The organism is Paenibacillus pabuli NBRC 13638 (assembly GCF_001514495.1).
Taxonomy (GTDB): Bacteria; Bacillota; Bacilli; order Paenibacillales; family Paenibacillaceae; genus Paenibacillus; species Paenibacillus pabuli.
This window is the reverse complement of the sequence record NZ_BCNM01000024.1, coordinates 52606-70948: the sequence shown is the minus strand read 5'-3', so window position 1 is coordinate 70948 and position 18343 is coordinate 52606. Positions and strand designations below refer to the sequence as shown.

Annotated in this window: 16 protein-coding genes; 1 reads left to right on the top strand and 15 read right to left on the bottom strand. The window is 49.6% G+C overall.

What is annotated here, in order from left to right:
- Nucleotides 1-20: 20 nt before the first annotated feature.
- From PPA03S_RS26605 to PPA03S_RS26585, 6 genes are all read right to left on the bottom strand, one after another.
- Nucleotides 21-845, bottom strand: a complete 825-nt coding sequence (locus PPA03S_RS26605; RefSeq protein ID WP_062327783.1) for an NAD(P)-dependent oxidoreductase — start codon at nt 843-845, stop codon at nt 21-23.
- Nucleotides 846-905: 60 nt separating this feature from the next.
- Nucleotides 906-1292: a MerR family transcriptional regulator gene (locus tag PPA03S_RS26600; RefSeq protein ID WP_062327780.1), complete on the bottom strand. Its 387-nt coding sequence runs from the start codon at nt 1290-1292 to the stop codon at nt 906-908.
- A gap of 95 nt (nt 1293-1387) precedes the next feature.
- On the bottom strand, nt 1388-1867 hold the full coding sequence (gene rlmH, locus PPA03S_RS26595; protein ID WP_062327777.1) for a 23S rRNA (pseudouridine(1915)-N(3))-methyltransferase RlmH: 480 nt from the start codon (nt 1865-1867) through the stop codon (nt 1388-1390).
- Nucleotides 1868-2369: 502 nt separating this feature from the next.
- A complete protein-coding gene (locus PPA03S_RS32075) occupies nt 2370-2537 on the bottom strand; it encodes a CxxH/CxxC protein (protein ID WP_068964251.1) in 168 nt (55 codons plus the stop codon).
- 337 nt (nt 2538-2874) lie between these two features.
- Complete coding sequence (locus PPA03S_RS34080; protein ID WP_245683740.1) at nt 2875-3396, bottom strand: hypothetical protein; 522 nt, start codon at nt 3394-3396, stop codon at nt 2875-2877.
- Between the two features lie 296 nt (nt 3397-3692).
- Nucleotides 3693-4961, bottom strand: coding sequence for a S1C family serine protease (locus tag PPA03S_RS26585; RefSeq protein WP_062327773.1), 1269 nt, complete (start codon nt 4959-4961; stop codon nt 3693-3695).
- A 774-nt stretch (nt 4962-5735) separates the two neighbouring features.
- Between PPA03S_RS26585 and PPA03S_RS26580 the strand changes: the two genes are divergently transcribed.
- Nucleotides 5736-5948: a hypothetical protein gene (locus tag PPA03S_RS26580; RefSeq protein ID WP_062327771.1), complete on the top strand. Its 213-nt coding sequence runs from the start codon at nt 5736-5738 to the stop codon at nt 5946-5948.
- Here PPA03S_RS26580 and PPA03S_RS26575 read toward each other — a convergent pair.
- The 9 genes from PPA03S_RS26575 to dnaB all read right to left on the bottom strand — a co-directional run bounded on the left by PPA03S_RS26575 (nt 5917) and on the right by dnaB (nt 18343).
- Nucleotides 5917-6723, bottom strand: a complete 807-nt coding sequence (locus PPA03S_RS26575) for an MBL fold metallo-hydrolase (RefSeq protein ID WP_062327768.1) — start codon at nt 6721-6723, stop codon at nt 5917-5919. The genes PPA03S_RS26580 and PPA03S_RS26575 overlap by 32 nt on opposite strands.
- Nucleotides 6724-6729: 6 nt before the next feature.
- Nucleotides 6730-7473 (bottom strand): two-component system regulatory protein YycI, encoded by a 744-nt coding sequence (gene yycI, locus PPA03S_RS26570; protein WP_062327766.1) that lies wholly within the window; start codon nt 7471-7473, stop codon nt 6730-6732.
- A 573-nt stretch (nt 7474-8046) separates the two neighbouring features.
- The gene (locus PPA03S_RS26565) at nt 8047-9327 is read right to left on the bottom strand and encodes a YycH family regulatory protein (protein WP_062327764.1); all 1281 of its coding nucleotides are present in this window, start codon (nt 9325-9327) and stop codon (nt 8047-8049) included.
- On the bottom strand, nt 9311-11161 hold the full coding sequence (walK, locus tag PPA03S_RS26560; protein WP_062327761.1) for a cell wall metabolism sensor histidine kinase WalK: 1851 nt from the start codon (nt 11159-11161) through the stop codon (nt 9311-9313). Before walK ends, PPA03S_RS26565 begins: the two co-directional genes overlap by 17 nt.
- Nucleotides 11161-11883 (bottom strand): response regulator YycF, encoded by a 723-nt coding sequence (yycF, locus tag PPA03S_RS26555; protein ID WP_062327757.1) that lies wholly within the window; start codon nt 11881-11883, stop codon nt 11161-11163. Before yycF ends, walK begins: the two co-directional genes overlap by 1 nt.
- 266 nt (nt 11884-12149) lie before the next feature.
- Nucleotides 12150-13682, bottom strand: coding sequence for a peptidoglycan DD-metalloendopeptidase family protein (locus tag PPA03S_RS26550; RefSeq protein ID WP_062327754.1), 1533 nt, complete (start codon nt 13680-13682; stop codon nt 12150-12152).
- 560 nt (nt 13683-14242) lie between these two features.
- Nucleotides 14243-15028 (bottom strand): dermokine domain-containing protein, encoded by a 786-nt coding sequence (locus PPA03S_RS26545; RefSeq protein ID WP_062327751.1) that lies wholly within the window; start codon nt 15026-15028, stop codon nt 14243-14245.
- 223 nt (nt 15029-15251) lie between these two features.
- Complete coding sequence (locus PPA03S_RS26540; protein ID WP_062327748.1) at nt 15252-16538, bottom strand: adenylosuccinate synthase; 1287 nt, start codon at nt 16536-16538, stop codon at nt 15252-15254.
- A gap of 443 nt (nt 16539-16981) precedes the next feature.
- Nucleotides 16982-18343 (bottom strand): replicative DNA helicase, encoded by a 1362-nt coding sequence (gene dnaB / locus PPA03S_RS26535; RefSeq protein ID WP_062327745.1) that lies wholly within the window; start codon nt 18341-18343, stop codon nt 16982-16984.

The following is an 18343-nucleotide window of genomic DNA, read 5'->3' as shown; positions in this document are numbered from 1 at the left end:
GAATAACATCGACCGCAGCCTTAGGGTCTGCTCCGATCTCCGTTCTCTAGCATATCAAGCAGCAGGCTGGCAAGCGGAGCCGGGAATTGTGCGCTTTGCGCCGCTGCCAGAAAGAGACCGACGTCCTTCTGCGGAATTTTGCTTTCGGATACGGATGCTGACTTTTCGGCAATCATTTTGCCGTAGCTTTGATAGATTGGGGCGGTAAACAGTGTGCTCGTAAGCATATTAACCGCCGCAGTAGGATCAACACCGCTGCGCTCAGCTATTCCTAGTGCTTCTTCCAGTGAGCGGGCGGCGGAGACAATAAGGAAGTTACCGATCAGTTTGATGATTACAGCCGAACCGGCTTCCTCGCCAAAGTCAAAAATCCCCTTAGCTCCCATCGCATCCAGCATCGGCCGGACCCGCTCCTTTGCTTCCTTGGGACCCGCTATTGGAATCCACAATTGCCTGGCAGCGGCTGCCTCCGGCCGTCCAAAGATAGGCGCCTCAACATAGACGGAGCCATGCCGCGCGTGCAGATCCGCCAGCTTCCTGCCCGTATCCGGCGACACCGTACTCATTGATACATGAATACCGCCTATGCCCAGGCGTTCTAGGAAATCTTCGCTTTTGACGACGTCTTCCAATGCTTCATCGTCCCAAACCAAGGTGACGACGATACCACCGGTTGTCACGGTGTCAGCTGGACGGACCGCCTGCAGCGCACCTTGGGCCACGAGCGGCTCCGCTTTTTCTGGGGTGCGGTTGTATACGGTCAATGCATATCCTGCTTGGAGCAGATTGGAAGCGACTGGAACACCGAGCAGTCCGAGTCCGATAAATCCAATGTTTTCTCTCATGAATTTAACCTCCTTAGAATGCTAAACATGACGTTAACGTCATGTTTAGAGTAAAAAAAATTAATCGCTATCATTGGCCTCGAGCCATCGCTCGAAACGTTCTATATGTGACTGCAAATCGCTGCGGAACTGCCCGAGCGCTTCAAGCCTTTGATCCGTGTCGTCCAGATGTTGGCGCAGTATGCCTAGGACTTTCCGCTTCGGCAGCACCCCGCTCGTATCCGTAAAGTAAAGCTCAATTACGTCCCGAATTTCCTCCAAACTTAGGCCAAGCTTCTTCAACTGATCAATCTTACGCAGACGAGCTACCGTTTCTTCCGTGTAGTAATGATGACCATTGCCTTCGCGCTCGCCTGAAGGAAGCAATCCGATGCTCTCGTAATAGCGAACCGTGCGCTGGGTTACCCCTGCTCGTTCTGTCAAATCTCCAATGCGCATGCGGTTCATGATGTATCACTCCTTTCAAGATATAACATGACGTTAACGTCATGTTTGCATGATAGCATTTAAAATGGAAAATGTAAATACACCTGAACTTTGCCCTACTTATGGTACGGTTCACCCCGATTGATCTTCACCGCACGATAAATCTGCTCCACCAGCACCAGCCGCATCAACTGGTGCGGTAGGGTCATGCGCCCAAAGCTCAAGCGCTGCTTCGCGCGGCGCAACACCTCATCGGAGAGCCCATGGCTTCCTCCGATGACAAACACGACATGGCTCGTCCCATACGTGCCTAGCTTGTCGATCTCCATAGCCAGCTCCTCAGAACTCCAAAGCTGGCCGTCCAACGCGAGCGCGACAACATGCGCCTCGCTCTTCACATGCGCGAGGATGCGTTCGCCCTCGCGCTCCTTCACCGCCCGAACCTCAGCTTCGCTCAGGGTATCGGGCGCCTTTTCGTCTGCGACCTCGATCATCTGAAACTTGATGTACGGGGCGAGACGCTTGGCATATTCTTGAATGCCCAGCGTCAAATATTTTTCCTTCAGTTTGCCCACGCCAATAATCTGAATCAACATGAAGATCCATTCCTCCTAATCGTCCAGCGAAATAATTTATACGTACGATGCCTCAGCACATCGTTTGTTCCAACAGTTAAAATTAACACCTTCTACAGTTGTCCCCTTACTTACTATACATTTACGTCGCCATCCTGTCTCATTCCCACAAGCTAACGAACTCCATACACCTTATCCGGCTCCATTGCAGCTTCATTAAAATTTAAAGAATCTAAGACACCCTATTACAAGCAAAATGAAGTTCCCACATCTCTTTCGAGGTCAATTCATGAATATAACGTGCCTGCGATTCGTTAGATCTCAACGAGACAGCATTTCCCCCCATAAGAAGTCTCAGGTTCTTTAAAGCCTCTCTTCTCAACTCCTAGGCAACCGCCAAAAAACACAAAAAGAGCGCTCCGGCACGCTCTCTTTGCTTCTTGCCTGTGATGTTCATACCGGATGGCAGGCGAGCGAGTACACCCATGACAGACACACCCGCTGCGGATGCCTACACAGTACGCTAGACGACTAGAAACTCGGCCTTTTGTTCGCACTCGGCGCATTTCGCAGGCGGGTCCCAGTCGGCAAATTCCGTCTCCTTCAGATCAACGATATCTGGAGCGTCCTCATACTCATCAACAAACATGTCGATGGCAATGTCCACGTGTTCTTTGCATACAACGTACATCCGTTAAGCATCCTTTCTGTAACCAGCTATGTTCCCGATTCACAACCGCTTTTCCTATACAGGATAGCCACTTCTCAGTTCTATCACACCTGCCGCTGAAAAGATACCCCCATCCCTCATTTATCGCGTCCAACTCCCACCAAATCTCTGCATGCGGCAAAAATAAACACAAAAAAGCACGCCTTTTTGACACCTTCCGGCGCCTAAAGATCATGCTTCTTTAAATCTATTTTCGCATTAATGAAAATTCCTATTCATCCGTTGCTTGATACCGTTGCAATCTTTCTCTTACCTATGAAACAAGGCGGGGAAGCCGGGTTCATCATAGGCATATCAGTTATTCGAGCCCTGACTGAGCCTTCGTCAGCAGCTTGCCACCTTGAAAAGCAATAACGGCATTGGCACCATTGCCGGCTGTACCTTTATAGTTGTAAACCACCATGTTCTCCGCTTCACTCAGCGCTTCCCCTTCTCCGCCAAGGATTTCGATGACATCTTCCACTGACATGCCAACTTCAAGCTTCTCGTATTGGGCAAATGTAATCAGGATTCCGTCACCTTTCCCAGCCGACCCGTTGTTTCCCGTGGCAGCAGGAGCTTTCCCATCAGCTCCATCTACCGCAATCACAATGCTGTTCAGTTCGTTCACCTTTTTCTCCAGATCCGCGATCTTCTTGTTCTGCTCACTAGTCTTCTCACTCTGGTCCGCAAGCTTTTTCTCCAGGCTTGTAATCTGCTCCTGTAAACCACTAACATCGGCAGACCCCGATGAGGACACTTCGGAAGTACATGCAGACAATAGAAACAGCGCCGATACCAGACCTGTTCCCCCCAGCAAGATTTTCATCAACCGTACCATTGTAATAACCCCTTCCAATCCGGATTGAAAAAATAGATCGACAAACTGATGTTACTCGCACAACCGCACACCACAACACATTCCCAACAGTTTACCACAACCGGGACCCTCCATGACAGGGCCTTTGGCTCTGGTCCTAACTGATCATGAAAGACGACAAAATTCTACTAGTATCCTCATGACTAAGATTTAAAAGCAATTCAACTTTCATGCAATAAAAAAGAGCTGATCAACGAGTTGATCGACTCTCCTTTATTACTCTATGGCAATGCTAAACGATATAAAGGCCATTCCCTTTACTCCGGTTTATCCGTCAGCTTCACCGACACCTTCTCAGCGTTGCCATCCCGATAAAAGGTTACTTCGAGTGTATCGCCAATCTTCTTCTTATCGTACAGATATTTCCGCAGATCAAGTGTAGAGGTAATTTTTTGCCCATCAAATTCGGTAATGACATCATTCAGCTTCATCCCCGCATCGGATGCCGGGCCGGATGCCTCCAGCACGACCACACCACTGTCCACGTGGGATGGCAGCTTCAGATCCTTGCGCTGCTCGTCATCCAGTGGAGCATATGGATTGCTCAGATCGACAGTATACACGCCCAGATATGGACGAGATACTTTGCCATTCAGCAGCAGGGAATCCACGGTTTTCATCACTTCGTTCATCGGAATTGCAAAGCCGAGGCCTTCCACACCTGTATCGGAGATCTTCATCGTGTTGATACCGACCACTTTGCCGTTCAGATCGACCAGTGCACCGCCACTATTGCCCTCATTAATCGCTGCATCCGTCTGGATAACGTTTTGTTCCCAATCGTACACGCCGTCCTGGTTAATGGATACCGGCAGGATCCGATCCGTGTAACTGACAATGCCCGATGTCAGCGTACCACCCAGTCCAAGAGGGTTTCCGATTGCCAGGACCGTCTGGCCTCGCTGAAGCTTGCTGGAATCCCCAAGCTCCGCAGCTGCACCCAAACCTTTGTCCTCTGCCGACAATACCGCAATGTCGCTTACGCGGTCTTTACCGACCAGTTTCGCCTTGTGCGTTTCTCCGTCCACCGTCACAATCTCCAGATCGCTCGCACCTTCCACGACGTGATGATTGGTCATAATATAGGCCTTGCCATCTTCCTTCTTGAAAATAACCCCTGATCCCAGCGCGGAATCCTCCAGTGACAGGCTGCTGCCCGTCTTATGATTCACGATGCTTACCACAGAAGGGCGGACCTCTGCCGCGGCCTGAATAATCCGGTCATATGGATCAGCGGACTGAGCTGTCTGCATGCCACCGCCACCGTTCCCCGTAGCATTTGCCAGAGGTAACGCAGTAGGCTGTGTAATAAAGCTGAACAGCGTCACGGTCACGATGGAACTGATCACCGAACTGATTACCGCTACCTTAACTGTGGAGCTAAAGCCCGTGCGAGACCTGCGCGGATTTCTCCAACGGTCACGTCCCCTGCCTCCAGGGCGAATGATCTGAAGTTTACCTTTCTGTTCAGGTTCGGCGCGTCTTGATACTTTGGTTGAATAAAAATCGTCTCCAAACAATCCCATCGTGATCCTCTCCCCTTCGTTGTCACGCATCAAGACCCTGACTGCCGCCTGATCGTTGTCGCATGGCCAACGACTATATCCTTACGTTACCCCACTCCGGCCACAGCCGAGCTTCCGATCGCTGTTATCCCCGAATTTCCTCGATCCCTTTCCAAAGGGTGAAATCCTGTGATAGCGTATCCTTCCAAAGCAGCTTTCTTTCAGAAAGCTTTCAAGCGAACGCTTCGCTTCTCCAGCTTCGTTCTGTGTCCTCCGTTACGCGTGTACCGTAAATACAAACTCATTCTTCCATGCGTTCCTGTATAAAAAAAATGTTTTGCATATCGCTGCATCCCCGCTAACTCGGAATGAAGCGTCTATGTACAGCAGAACGGACATCCAATCCTGCCTGTAACTCTATCAGAAATGCTCTCGCATTCTACGACCTGTCATTTTGCGTACGCAAACCAGCCTCTATTATAATGCTCCTTATATACTAAACACGCCAAATCTTAAAAAGTTGCATAAATACGAAGATTAACGGAAATTTCCGCTATAACGCGCTTAACAATAAAGGTCCATAGTATCTATCACCACAAAATCCGGTTCGTTAAGCGCCCTTTTCGCAATTCCTACGAAACTTTTTCATCTTCTCCAGCAAAAATCTGCCTCTGGTTCAGCATACACGTCCCTTACGTGTAATTATAGCGGCAAAAAGAGGAATGTTTTCCACCAAGCCTGACTACAATAATAGTAAAAGACAATTCGAAGCTTCATAGAAGGAGGAATACCATTATGGATCGCACGCGTACACTCACGGCCATGGATGAAGTTCATATGGCGGCCAAGCTGGCCGATCTCAAAGAGGAACATTACCGCAATACACTTGCCCTAAGCACCATGATTGAACTGCTCGTCGACAAAGGCATTCTGACCCGCGAGGAAGTGGAACGCAAAGCTGCCGAACTCGACAGCTTTATGGCTCACCCACCCTATCCCATGGCGTAGGCCGGTCATAATACGTATCACAGAGCTTGAACTCATGATCCCGATAAAAGCAACCACGGCTCTCCATCGCATCACGCACGGTCATTTTCGCCAAGTCCATCATATTATGATCCCGGCTCAAATGTGCCAGATACGTGCGCTTGATGCGTCCGTTCATCAGTTCACTGAGCGCTGCTCCCGCCGCTTCGTTCGACAAATGCCCAATGTCGCTAAGAATGCGGCGCTTGGTGTTCCATGGATACCGCCCCATGCGCAGCAATTCGACATCATGATTCGCCTCCAGGACGAGTACATCCGAATCCGAGATCGCATCGCGAACCTTGTCGCTCATATACCCGAGATCGGTCGCGACGGACAACTTCTCACTGCCATCATCGAACGTGTACCCTACCGGTTCCGCTGCATCATGGGAGATCCCGAAGGATTCCACGCGCAGGGAGCCAAAATCATGCTTTTCACCCGTCTCAAACACCCGCCGGTTTTCCTCTGGAATCGCCCCAACCGACTTCTCCAGTGCTGCCCATGTATTCGTATTTGCATAGATTGGTAAATTATATTTCCGAGACATCGCGCCTAGTCCTTTAATGTGATCGGAATGTTCATGTGTAACCAGAATCCCGTCCAGCTCTGTTCCCGAAATCTCCCGTTCCAGGAACAATGCCTCGAGCCGCTTCGCACTGAGACCCGCATCAATCATGAGGGACGTGCCCCCATGCTGTATAACTGTGGCATTCCCTGTCGAACCGCTGGATAACACGGTAAAATAAATCCCCATAACGCATTACTCCCCTGGTTTGTCTGTCTTGGGACTGAATACATCCCCGCTGATGCCCTGCACATATAACACTTCGCCACTTTCCAGCACGAACCGCCATGCCGGCATCGCCACCTGCATATCTGAATTGAACAACTGGCCGTAATAGCCCAGCTGAATATCTTTGACAATCGCATCATCTGGCAAAAAGTTCTCGATCAGCGTACCCAGCGCCTTCGACGCCGGAAGCACCTGCTGATCGCTTTCCTCCGCTGTCGTAATCCTCACCGGAGTCTGACGGTAACCCGTCATTTTCTGGTCGCTATAGAACAGCTCCAGACTAACATTGAAGAGCGGCCATTTGCCATCTACCAACGGATGAAGCACGAATGCCCCATCCTCAGCCATCAGCTGATCCAATCGATACGTACCGATCTGGGGAATCTCGCTCTCCAGCGCATCCTCCAGCTCGCTTTGCGAGAAGATTAGCTTGCTGTCCACAGGCTTTTCCAAGTCGACCTCAATACCTGTCTTGTTATCTTCAATAAACTCATAAGACAGCTTCGGCAGCTTCGGTGTCTCATTCGGAATAGGAGCCAATACCTGAATGCCCTTTTCCTCCATCGCCTGCTGTGTATTATCCGCCAAGGAAGTGAAGTCCAGATTGGCTCCGGCCGTCTCCCGCGCATCCATCCAGATCTGGTAACCCAGCACCAGATTGAGCAGCAGGAAGGCATAGATCAACACATTTTTCGCCCGTCCCCAATCCAAAACATCCACCTCCCTAGAAGTTAACTGACTAAAATACTCTCAACAACTCACAGAAAATACTGCCCAATGTCAACGTTAGCGTTAATCATTTGACACTGTAGACTGTTCAAAAAATTACGCTTCACCAACAATATCACAGGTACGTACATGTGGCTGATCACTGTTGACATACCGCGTTGCACCATGCGTTGGGAAACACATCGTATTTACGTAACATTCTCTTGGAACGTCAACATGAAGATGACACGCTTATATCGTTATTTCCGGCTAACGAACTGTACACGCCTTATTTGCTCCATTTCCCGCAAGTTTGTAATCTAACGAATCTGAGAGAAGTTATTTCAATTATTTATAGGTTTCCCATCCGTTTTCACTCATTTTCGATGGAATAACGTCGCTGATGTTCGTTAGATTTCGAGTTTGAGGCTAATCCGGCATTTAAGGCTTGTCAGATTCGTTAGCTTTCCGACCCGGCGAACCTCCCTTGCAAACAGCCCACAACAGCGATCGGAAAGTTGTTCTGACCGCGGAGTGGATAGTGCAGCCCACCTTATGTTTAATGACTATAACCCATCAAGAAACGGTGGTTTCCTCCCCGTTTCCGAAACGGATAACCCATACGGGAATCAGCTTCAACCCGTCCTCGATGCTGGATGGACGGTACGCCGGATACACGTCTATGACTTTACGGTTGCTGCCCGCTACCTTCTGGATGAGCGCCTTAAGCTTGTCTCCACCGGGCAGTTTAACCGATTTCTTGGTCTCGGCGCCTTCGTTCAGATATTCGAGCGAACGTTCATAGCTGGACACCGTCTCCTGCTGCATCTCCATGCTGATCGTACCGAACCGAAACTGCATCGAGTCCATAATCGGGAAGCTGCTGTAATATTGCTGGAACTGAAGCTTCGTCTTCGTGTCGGTAGTATCCAGCATCATGCGGGAACGACCTTTCCAGCCACCATGCTGATTGACAAAATCAACCGCCGACAGCGCATCCTTCGCTGCATCAATCTGTCCCGCAGGCGGTGCCGCCGGATCGGTATAGCTAATCCAGCGCTGTTCCTGTTTGACTTGCAGACTGCGTTTGCTGTCCGTATAGATCTCCGATCCATCCTTTTCCCGAATGTTCCGGGTCATACTCGGATCGAAGAACAGGCTGCGCTGCATCTGCTCGACGGTGAACTGACCTGTTGGCATGTCTGCTTCAATCGTTTCCAGCGATTCTGCCGGGATATAATATCCACCGTCCATCAGGGTATAAGGCGTCCAGCTGCTGCCGAAGTCAACGTGCTGCTGCACGTCCTGTACCGTCAAATCCGCCTGCGTTGCCTCGTAGACCACATCGCCTTTGGCGCTGAAGAACAGTGCGTGAGCCTTGGTTTCATTTTTGGCCGTATAGATCGAGATCCGGTTAATCGTCTCTCCCTGGAAGAGAGAGTCTGTCCCCAGCCTCATTACACGCTGTAACAAAGCTACAGGAATACCTTCCTTGAAAGACAGCTCAAAGCCAGGATTCTCCTTGCGAATCTGATTCCAGTTGACCGATTGCACGCTCCGACGCTGGAAATCATCAAACGTACGCCCCTGCAACCGTGAATAGATCAACTGATAGAATGTATTGCCTGGATAAAACACCGTATGTTTATCCTCTCCCAGATGAATAACCATCTGATCAGGGAAGATTAACTCTTCAATATTGCGTTCCTGGCCCATATTCTCGGTCTTTACATAGTTCGTCTCTGAGGTCACGATCGAATCGCCCCCACCGGGCAAACGATAGATCAGGAAGTAGCTCTGCACCAAACTGGCCACGACAAGGGAAGCAAGCACCAGGGATTTAATCCGCTCTTTCAAGGTGCTCCCCTCCTTCCTCGCGCATCGGCAGTGTGAATGTCACCGTTGTTCCCACGTCCACCTCGGACTCCAGTGAGATACTGCCATCATGGGCCTTCACAATTTCCCGGGCAATGGACAGCCCAAGCCCTGTGCCGCCCATACTTCGGGAACGAGCCTTGTCCACTCGATAAAAACGTTCAAAAATACGATCCAGATCCCGCTGTGGAATCCCCATCCCTGTATCCGTCACCGAAATGGCAAGCGTGTGTGCATCACTTCGTCTGGCTGCAATCGTAATCTTGCCGCCCTCCAGTGTATACTTCAACGCATTGGACACAACATTATCAAGCACCTGATCAATCTGGTCCCGATCCAGCGGAACTGCCGGAATGCCATTTTCAATGGACAATATCGGCTGAATATCCTTCTGATGCATTTGGAACGAGAAGCGATCTGATACTTCCTCCAGCATCTCCATAATGTCGGTTGGCTGTTTGCGCAGCATCGCTTCCTTGGAATCCAGCCTGGACAGATGCAGCAAATCCGTAACCAATCGAATCATGCGCTCCGTCTCATTCTGAATTACCCCAACAAATCGCCCAGCGAGCTGCGGATCTTCCAGAGCTCCATCATCCAGCGCTTCCGCGTAGCTCTTGATCGTGGTCAGAGGTGTACGCAGCTCATGGGATACATTCGCCACAAATTCACGGCGCGATGCTTCCAGTTCTTCCTGTTCCGTAACGTCTTGAAGCACAGCGATCGTACCCGTAATGCCCAGCTCGCGACGATGAACTGGTGTAAACGTCATACGGATAACAACGGGATCTTCCTGTCCTGCTGGCGCAATCTGGAGCAGCGTTGAACCCGTGAAGCCACTCGCAAGGGCTTCCGCATCTTCCGGATCAATGCCGAGCAATACGGCAAAGTGTCGTCCCTCAATGTCCGCCGGACGCATGCCCAGAATGCTGCTGGCACGGCGGTTCACCAGAATAACTTTGCCATACTCGTCCGTTGCCACCACGCCGTCACTCATATTGGTCAGAATGGAGGTCAGCTTCTCCTTCTCCTCTTCGTTCTGGGAGAGTGCATCCCGCAGCCTGCTCGTCATATAGTTAAATGCCCGACTGAGCTGCCCAATCTCATCTGTTCCGAACACAGGCGTCTGCTGATCAAAATTGCCTTCCGCGACCGCCGTCGCCCTTCGGGTGACTTCCTTGATCGGCTGCGTAATCGTATGCGACAGAATGACACCAAGCACTGCGGTTAATACCAACGCAATCAAAATGCCGGAGATAAAAATCTTGTTAATGCCCTCCATTGTGGCATATAACTCATTCATTGAAGCGGCGATGTAGACCGCGCCGATAATCTTGCCGCCGGACAGCACCGGCTTGGCAACGACCTTTTTGCGAACATTATCCTCGTCCACGATATATTCCTCATTGTCCCGAATGCCTTGCAGTGCACGGCTGACAACGGTCTGGGTGTTTTTGCGCCCAACATAGTCCGAATGGGAACTTAGCGAAGTGGTCAGTACTTTGCCACTGGCATCCAGTACCTGAATCTCGGCGCCGTTAATGTTGAACAGATTGTTGACCAATACACGCAGGTTTTCCGTTTTGTCCTCGCCAGCCTCAGCTTCTCCGCCAGCCATCGTCTCCCCCACAAGCACAGAGAGCATCTCAGCACGTGCCTGTAAATCCTCCGTAAAGTTGCTGGTCAGGGAGTTCTTCATCGCACTGACAAAATAAACGCCGATCAATTGCATCGCAATCAGAATCAGCAGTACATAGATAATAATCAGTTTCGCCTGAATCGTTCGAAAGAACGAAAATCGCGAGAAACGCCCCATTATATCCCCACGCTTTTGGGACTGCGCACGAGATAACCCAGCCCGCGGCGAGTCAGAATCGTTTCCGGTTTGCTCGGGTTCTCCTCAATCTTCTCACGCAGACGACGAATCGTAACATCCACGGTACGCACATCCCCGAAATATTCATATCCCCATACAGCCTGAAGCAGATGTTCACGTGTCATTACCTTGCCGGAATGTTTGGCCATATAATAGAGAAGTTCGTACTCACGGTGGGTCAGATCCAGCGGTTCGCCGCCTTTGTAAGCTGTATACATGTCCATATCAAACGCCAGATCAAATAAACGCATGACCTGCTTCTCCTCGTCTTCCGGCGCTTCAGCCGTGATGGCAGGCTTCTGCCGTCTGCGCATCTGCGCTTTCACCCGGGCGAGCAGCTCGCGCGTACTGAAAGGCTTGGTCACGTAATCATCCGCCCCCAGCTCCAGACCGAGTACCTTGTCGATTTCGCCATCTTTTGCAGTCAGCATAATGATAGGCATCTCCAGATGGGCACGCACCTCGCGGCACACATCCATACCATCCTTACCTGGCAGCATCAGATCCAGCAGCATCAGATCCGGCTTCTCCGATAATGCCAGTTCAACCGCACGTATGCCATCGAAAGCACAGATGACCTCGTATCCCTCTTTTTCCAAATTAAACTTCAGAATGTCCGCAATGGGCTGTTCATCGTCCACCACCAAAATCTTCCCCTGCATCGGCTGTCTTCACCCCTGTATCCTGCTTGATCCGCCTGAGCGGTCTATCTCTCTTATTCATCTTATATAAAAAGGTGTTTCTCACGATTTCATAGACTATAGTGCATATCATATGGCTTGTTGCCTATAGTCTATAGTTTAACATACCTGAAGCACCGTCACATCCCGATCAGGGTCAATGTGCACCCCAAACTGAAAAAATTTTACAGCAGCAAAAAACAAGGCCAGCATCATGTGCCAACCTTGCCCTGAATTGCAATATATAACTAGTTCAAGTATGTCAACGGGTTTTCCACTGTTCCGTTCTTGATAATTTCGAAATGCAGATGTGTTCCGGTTGAACGGCCTGTATTGCCCATTACACCAATGCTCTCACCTTTTTCGACAACTTGTCCAACCTTAACACCAATGCTGCTCAAGTGCCCATAAAGTGTTTCGTATCCATTACGATGATTAATAATAATAACATTGCCATAACCACTTTTTTGTCCTGCAAAAGTAATCACGCCCTCATCAGACGCTTTCACATCCCGGTTACCGACAAGATCAACACCTTTGTGCTGGCGACCCCAGCGTTGTCCAAAGCTGCTACTCATCGTAGCATTGGATACCGGCCAAGCGAACTCGCCTGTACCTTCACCAACCACTTTGGTTCCGCTCAGAACCACTTCCGTAACGGCTGCCTTAATGACTTCCTGACCCAGCCACTCTTCCTGAATGACTTCGCCATTTTCTTTCGTTATCCGATATTGCATGCTTTTCAGCCCGCTTTGACCTGGACGCACCACTTTGGTTGTGCCTGCTTTGAGATCAGCGCTCTTGCGTACTTCCACTTGTGGCTTGATCTCAATCTGTTCTACGACCTGCTCTACCGATTTAACAGTAACGGCTGGTTTTGGCACCGTCAGTGTAAGCTCGTCCCCAATTTGCAGCGACGTTTCTTTGATGCCCGGGTTATGTTTGCGAATCTCGCTTTGCGTAATTTCGTATTTCGCAGCAATGGAAGAGATCGTATCTCCTTCACGCACGACATAAGTTACAGGCGCGTCTTTACCAACGGTTAAAGCTTTAACCGCCTCGGACACATCCCATATTTTGTTTGGATCAGCCTTCACTACATCTGTCGCCACATCTTCCTTGATGCCCACGGATTTCAGCGTAGTACTCGGCCCATCGGCTTTCTTCGAAGAGTTTGCCGATACCGACTTCGTCTTGAGCGAACTGCGCACAGCCGATGCCGATATGTATTTGTTCTGCACTTGTTCCAGAATCGCGTCCGCTGTGGCCTGATCCTTCACAATGCCAATCACTTCACCGTCTACCTTGAGCTCTACACCCTTGGCATACGCGGTAAGCATGTCTCCGAGCTTATCCAGTGTCTCATCACTGTTCACAACGGGCTTGTATGCTTTGATCGTTTCGGTCGTGATGCCGTCTGTGTTCAGCACCATTTCCGCTTCTGGATATTTATTTTGGAATTCTTCGGTTTTGTCTGCAAATAATTTCTGTAATTGCGCTTCATCCGTGATGGTGCCAATCTCATTTCCTTTGACCATCACTTTATAATACGGGACGGTGTTTGCAGCAACGTATTGTTTGCCTGCGAATCCGATCGATGCAGCGATGAATAAACCGCATGCTGCTGTAATGATCCATTTGCGCGAAGCCAGAACGCGCTTTTGGTTACTACTGAAGTTGGACATGCTCATGTTGTTTTTGTCTTCGGCCGTCCGGTGTTCCCCGGATTGTTCGTGTTCCCGGTTCTTGCCCGGTTGGCGTATGCCTCTGAAACCTTTCATGATTCTCTCCTTTTCAGCACTTCTTAGTTCGCATTTCTGTTAAGACAACACCCATTGTGCCTGTCCTATGCTTGTCGATATTTGTATTCGTACGTCCGCAAATCAGGACTTTAGCTATGCGTGTAAAAGTGTCAAAATTTTAACCTTTAATCACACCCGTATACTTTAACACAGGTTTTACACTCATTTCAACTCTACTCGTCACAGCGCAAAGCCGCGTCACGCTTGCCCTTCCTGTATTATCCATAAGATGACAGGTCCGGATTCTTACCCATTATGCCTCTACTTCAGGTATACTATGTACTTTTGATTCGTTTTTAGTACTAGGTTCTAAGACCCACTAAAATGTGATTTCATTTTCATAAAAATACAAATTCAAAAATCCCCACCAGATCATATCTGGTGAAGGATTTCAAGTTATTGGAATGCTTCTATGCTATTATCTTCCAAGTCAACTCTGAGTGGCATCCTTGCTAGATTGCTCGACATGATTTCCATGCATCCGTATCGTACAACTCTAATATCAAATCAAATCCATTCAAGACAGGCAGTCACTCGGTTCACTCCGCTTGAAGGACCTCCATCAGGTTGTCGTATTCCTCACTAGTGAGATATTTGGAGATCACCTGTTCAATATCGCGCAGTTCCTGTTCGGTCAGACCGCCTTCCATGGCGCCTGAGATCTGCTGCATCTCTTTCTGGGGCAGCTTGTTCATCAACAGGCTGAAAATCTTTTCTTTTTCCTCCAGTGGCAGCTGGTCCTTCTTCCCAGTAATCTCATCCGGAGATACCACAATTTCATCGTTACCCGACGAAGCTGTGCCATTGGCATTTGTACCTGTTCCGTTGCCCGATGCCGTACCATCGCCAGTTGCCGTCCCAGAATCAGTACCCGTATGTGTCCCAGCGTCTACGCCTGTTTCCGTGGTAGAGTTCCCCCCTGAGTTCGATCCCGTAGCCGAGGAGTCTGTTCCTGTACCTGCTCCTTGGCTCTCGTCTGAGCCCTTAGTCTGTCCTGAGCCACTGCCTGTATTGGCACCTGTTTCTCCACGTTCTTCCTCATTGCCCATGACAGATATCGCATCTTCTGGCACGTGTTCCTCCTCCGCTCCGGCCGGCTGATCTGACGTACCTGTGCCAGGCTTCTTCTCTTCGCCAGACTTGCCTCCCATAGCACCCTGGAACATGGCTGTTAATCCAAGAGGTTGGCCCTCCCACTGTATATTGAAACTCGCCAGCAGCGATTTGACGTATGACTGAACAATTAATCCGGTCGTCAGCAGAGTCAATGAACTGACCAGCAGCACGGTAAGCAATACTTTAATGAACCATTGAAGCAACTTCATACCCGTTTTCCCTCCGTTTTCCGACCCCCTATCCCCATTCGATATGCAGGGTCTATGAGTCTACTGTTAATCAGTATTGACGGAAATTCAGGGAATATATCAGGAAGATGTGCGAAAAACCCCAGCCATCGCTATTTAAGCGATAACTGGGGCTCTATGATGCCTGTATGGCATATCATTTGGAAGAACGTTTAACTTAGTTTTGCCAGGTTAATCTAACTGTTTATTCGTAGATTGGAAGAACCTGATTCGTTTGCTCACGGTTACGACCTACAGAGAAGATTGCAATCGGAATACCTGTCAGTTCGGAAACACGTTTCACATAGTTCTGAGTGTTCACAGGCAGGTCTTCCAGCTTCTTCGCCGAAGTAATATCTTCACTCCAACCCGGAAGCTCTTCGTATACTGCCTCACATTCTGCCAGCATTTTCAGGCTTGCCGGATAGTGAGTGATAACCTCGCCGCGGAATTTGTATCCTGTGCAGATTTTCACCGTTTCCAGACCTGTCATTACATCCAGGGAGTTCAAGGACAGACCCGTAATACCGCTGACACGACGAGCATGGCGAACAACGACACTGTCGAACCAGCCAACACGACGCGGACGTCCAGTCACAGTACCGTACTCATGTCCGGTCTCACGAATTTGGTCACCAACTGCATCATGCAGCTCTGTCGGGAAAGGACCATCTCCTACACGTGTTGTATAGGCTTTAGCCACACCGATAACCTGCTGAATACGAGCTGGGCCAACGCCAGAACCGATACATACGCCGCCTGCAGACGGATTGGATGAAGTAACAAATGGATAAGTTCCTTGATCAAGATCCAACATTACGCCTTGTGCGCCTTCGAACAATACTTTTTTGTCCTCATCGATATATTCGTTGAGCACAACGGATGTATCACGCACATAAGGACGCAGAATTTCTGCATATCCCAGGTAATCTTTCAGAATTTCTTCTACATCTACAGGCTCGCCGCCATATACCTGCTCGATGACCCGGTTCTTTTCTTTGACCAAATGACGCAGCTTCAGTTCGAACTCTTCTGCATCCAGCAGATCAACCATACGAATGCCGATACGGGCTGATTTGTCCATGTAACATGGGCCAATTCCCTTGCCTGTTGTACCGATTTTGTTCGGGCCTTTGCTCTCTTCTTCCAATGCGTCCAGTACCATGTGATATGGCAGGATAATGTGTGCGCGTTCACTGATGGACAGGTTCTTGGTCGTAAAATCATTGTCATGAATATAGTTAATTTCTTCGATGAGTGCCTTCGGGTTGATAACCATACCGTTACCAATTACACATGCCTTATCGGTGTAGAAGATACCCGATGGAATCATCGTCAGTTTGTATTTTTTGTTGTCGATCAGAATCGTGTGTCCGGCATTGTTACCGCCTTGATAACGAGCAACCACGTCTGCGGATTCCGCCAAATAATCCGTAATCTTGCCTTTACCTTCGTCTCCCCATTGCGTTCCCACTACAACTACCGTTGACATCGTACATACCTCCGTGGGTGCCTTGCGCACCTTTGTATTGGTCTGTCCGTCCTCTATCTCGGCAGGAATTTGAAGTGAAATTACCAGCGGAGAAGCGTGCTAACGGACAGTGAAAATCCCCCTCGGTTTACATCCAAGGGAAGGTTTTCGCTGCTTTAACGCAGCAGTACTAGTGTAACAGTCCCTTTTTTCAAAGTCAAATCAAATGGCGAACAATTAGATATACTCAAACTATAATGTTCGGAATTAACCCCATATTACAACGCAAAAAACCGGCGAAGCCAGTCAAAACTTGCTTGACAGCTAACCCCGGTTTCACGATACGCCTTCTTATTCGACGCAATATGTCGTATTCACAACGTATTTATGAGTCCATATGATCTAGTGGTTCATGCCGGGACAGACGATTTCACTTCCTGATCGAAGCAGTCTGTGCCTGTCCCTTACATGGCAAAGGCATCATTATGTGCCCGCTCATAGTTAACGAATTTATTAAAGTTTTTCAGAAAGACCAGTTCCACCGTGCCTACAGGACCATTACGCTGTTTGGCGATAATAATCTCGATAATGTTCTTCTTCTCGGTCTCCTGGTTATAGTAGTCATCCCGGTACAGGAACGCTACAATGTCGGCATCTTGCTCGATCGAACCCGATTCCCGCAAGTCACTCATCATCGGACGTTTATCCTGACGCTGCTCTACACCCCGGCTGAGCTGAGACAAGGCAATAACCGGAACTTCAAGTTCCCGGCCAATCTGCTTCAGTGTACGTGAGATCTCGGAGACCTCTTGTTGACGGTTCTCTCCGGCTTTACCGCGTCCACTAATGAGTTGGAGGTAGTCGATCAGAATCATGCCCAGGCCTTTCTCTTTCTTGAGACGACGGCATTTGGCACGAATGTCAGCCACGGTAATCCCCGGCGTATCATCGATGTAGATATTGGCTTCGTTCAAGGCTGCAATGCCCATCGTCAGCTTCTGCCAATCTTCATCACCTTTGAAGTCACCCATACGCATGACACCCGCATCCAGATTGGCCTCTGCACAGATCATACGCTGTACGAGCTGTGCAGCCGACATCTCCAGACTGAATATTGCAACCGTCTCCTGCGCCCGAATAGCTACGTTCTGAGCGATATTCAGCGCGAAGGCCGTTTTCCCTACAGACGGACGTGCCGCTACAATGATCAAGTCACTCCGCTGGAATCCAGCGGTCATCTTGTCCAGATCGATGAACCCGGATGGAATACCCGTTGTGGTGCCTCTGTTCTGATGCAGTGTCTCCACACGGTCGAATACTTCCATCAGGACATCCTGAATGGCGATAAAACCACTACTGGAGCGTCGGTTGGAAATCTCCAGAATACGCCGCTCTGCCTCTCCAAGCATAGCCGCGACATCCTCACCGCCCGTGTATCCTTCACTCACGATCTGGGTAGCCGTACGAATCAGGCGACGCAGCATGGATTTCTCTTCAATAATCTGGGCGTAATAATCCACGTTCGCCGCAGTCGGAACACCATGAGCCAGCTTCGCCAGATAACTGACGCCGCCGATGTCCTCGAGCTCGCCTTTATCCTTCAGCAGCGAAGTCAGTGTCACGAGGTCAATCGGTTGATTTCCCTCGCCAAGCTGGATCATCGCTTCGAAAATTAATTGATGGGGTTTATCATAGAAATCCTCGGTTTGCACCCGTTCCATCGCTGTAATCAGGGCTTCGCCCTGCAACAGGATTGCACCCAGCACAGCCTGTTCGGCTTCCAGGTTCTGTGGGGGAATCCGGTCGAATAGCATTTCGCCGCCCAT

Bases quoted from the DNA above. Each gene is read 5' to 3' on its own strand.
- yycF (WP_062327757.1), bottom strand. From the start codon at position 11,883: ATGCAGGGGAAGATTTTGGTGGTGGACGATGAACAGCCCATTGCGGAC.
- dnaB (WP_062327745.1), bottom strand. From the start codon at position 18,343: ATGGGCGGCGAAATGCTATTCGACCGGATTCCCCCACAGAACCTGGAA.
- PPA03S_RS26580 (WP_062327771.1), top strand. From the start codon at position 5,736: ATGGATCGCACGCGTACACTCACGGCCATGGATGAAGTTCATATGGCG.
- PPA03S_RS26600 (WP_062327780.1), bottom strand. From the start codon at position 1,292: ATGAACCGCATGCGCATTGGAGATTTGACAGAACGAGCAGGGGTAACC.
- PPA03S_RS26585 (WP_062327773.1), bottom strand. From the start codon at position 4,961: ATGGGATTGTTTGGAGACGATTTTTATTCAACCAAAGTATCAAGACGC.
- PPA03S_RS26545 (WP_062327751.1), bottom strand. From the start codon at position 15,028: ATGAAGTTGCTTCAATGGTTCATTAAAGTATTGCTTACCGTGCTGCTG.
- PPA03S_RS34080 (WP_245683740.1), bottom strand. From the start codon at position 3,396: ATGGTACGGTTGATGAAAATCTTGCTGGGGGGAACAGGTCTGGTATCG.
- PPA03S_RS26550 (WP_062327754.1), bottom strand. From the start codon at position 13,682: ATGAAAGGTTTCAGAGGCATACGCCAACCGGGCAAGAACCGGGAACAC.
- PPA03S_RS26540 (WP_062327748.1), bottom strand. From the start codon at position 16,538: ATGTCAACGGTAGTTGTAGTGGGAACGCAATGGGGAGACGAAGGTAAA.
- PPA03S_RS32075 (WP_068964251.1), bottom strand. From the start codon at position 2,537: ATGTACGTTGTATGCAAAGAACACGTGGACATTGCCATCGACATGTTT.
- rlmH (WP_062327777.1), bottom strand. From the start codon at position 1,867: ATGTTGATTCAGATTATTGGCGTGGGCAAACTGAAGGAAAAATATTTG.
- PPA03S_RS26575 (WP_062327768.1), bottom strand. From the start codon at position 6,723: ATGGGGATTTATTTTACCGTGTTATCCAGCGGTTCGACAGGGAATGCC.
- PPA03S_RS26605 (WP_062327783.1), bottom strand. From the start codon at position 845: ATGAGAGAAAACATTGGATTTATCGGACTCGGACTGCTCGGTGTTCCA.
- walK (WP_062327761.1), bottom strand. From the start codon at position 11,161: ATGGGGCGTTTCTCGCGATTTTCGTTCTTTCGAACGATTCAGGCGAAA.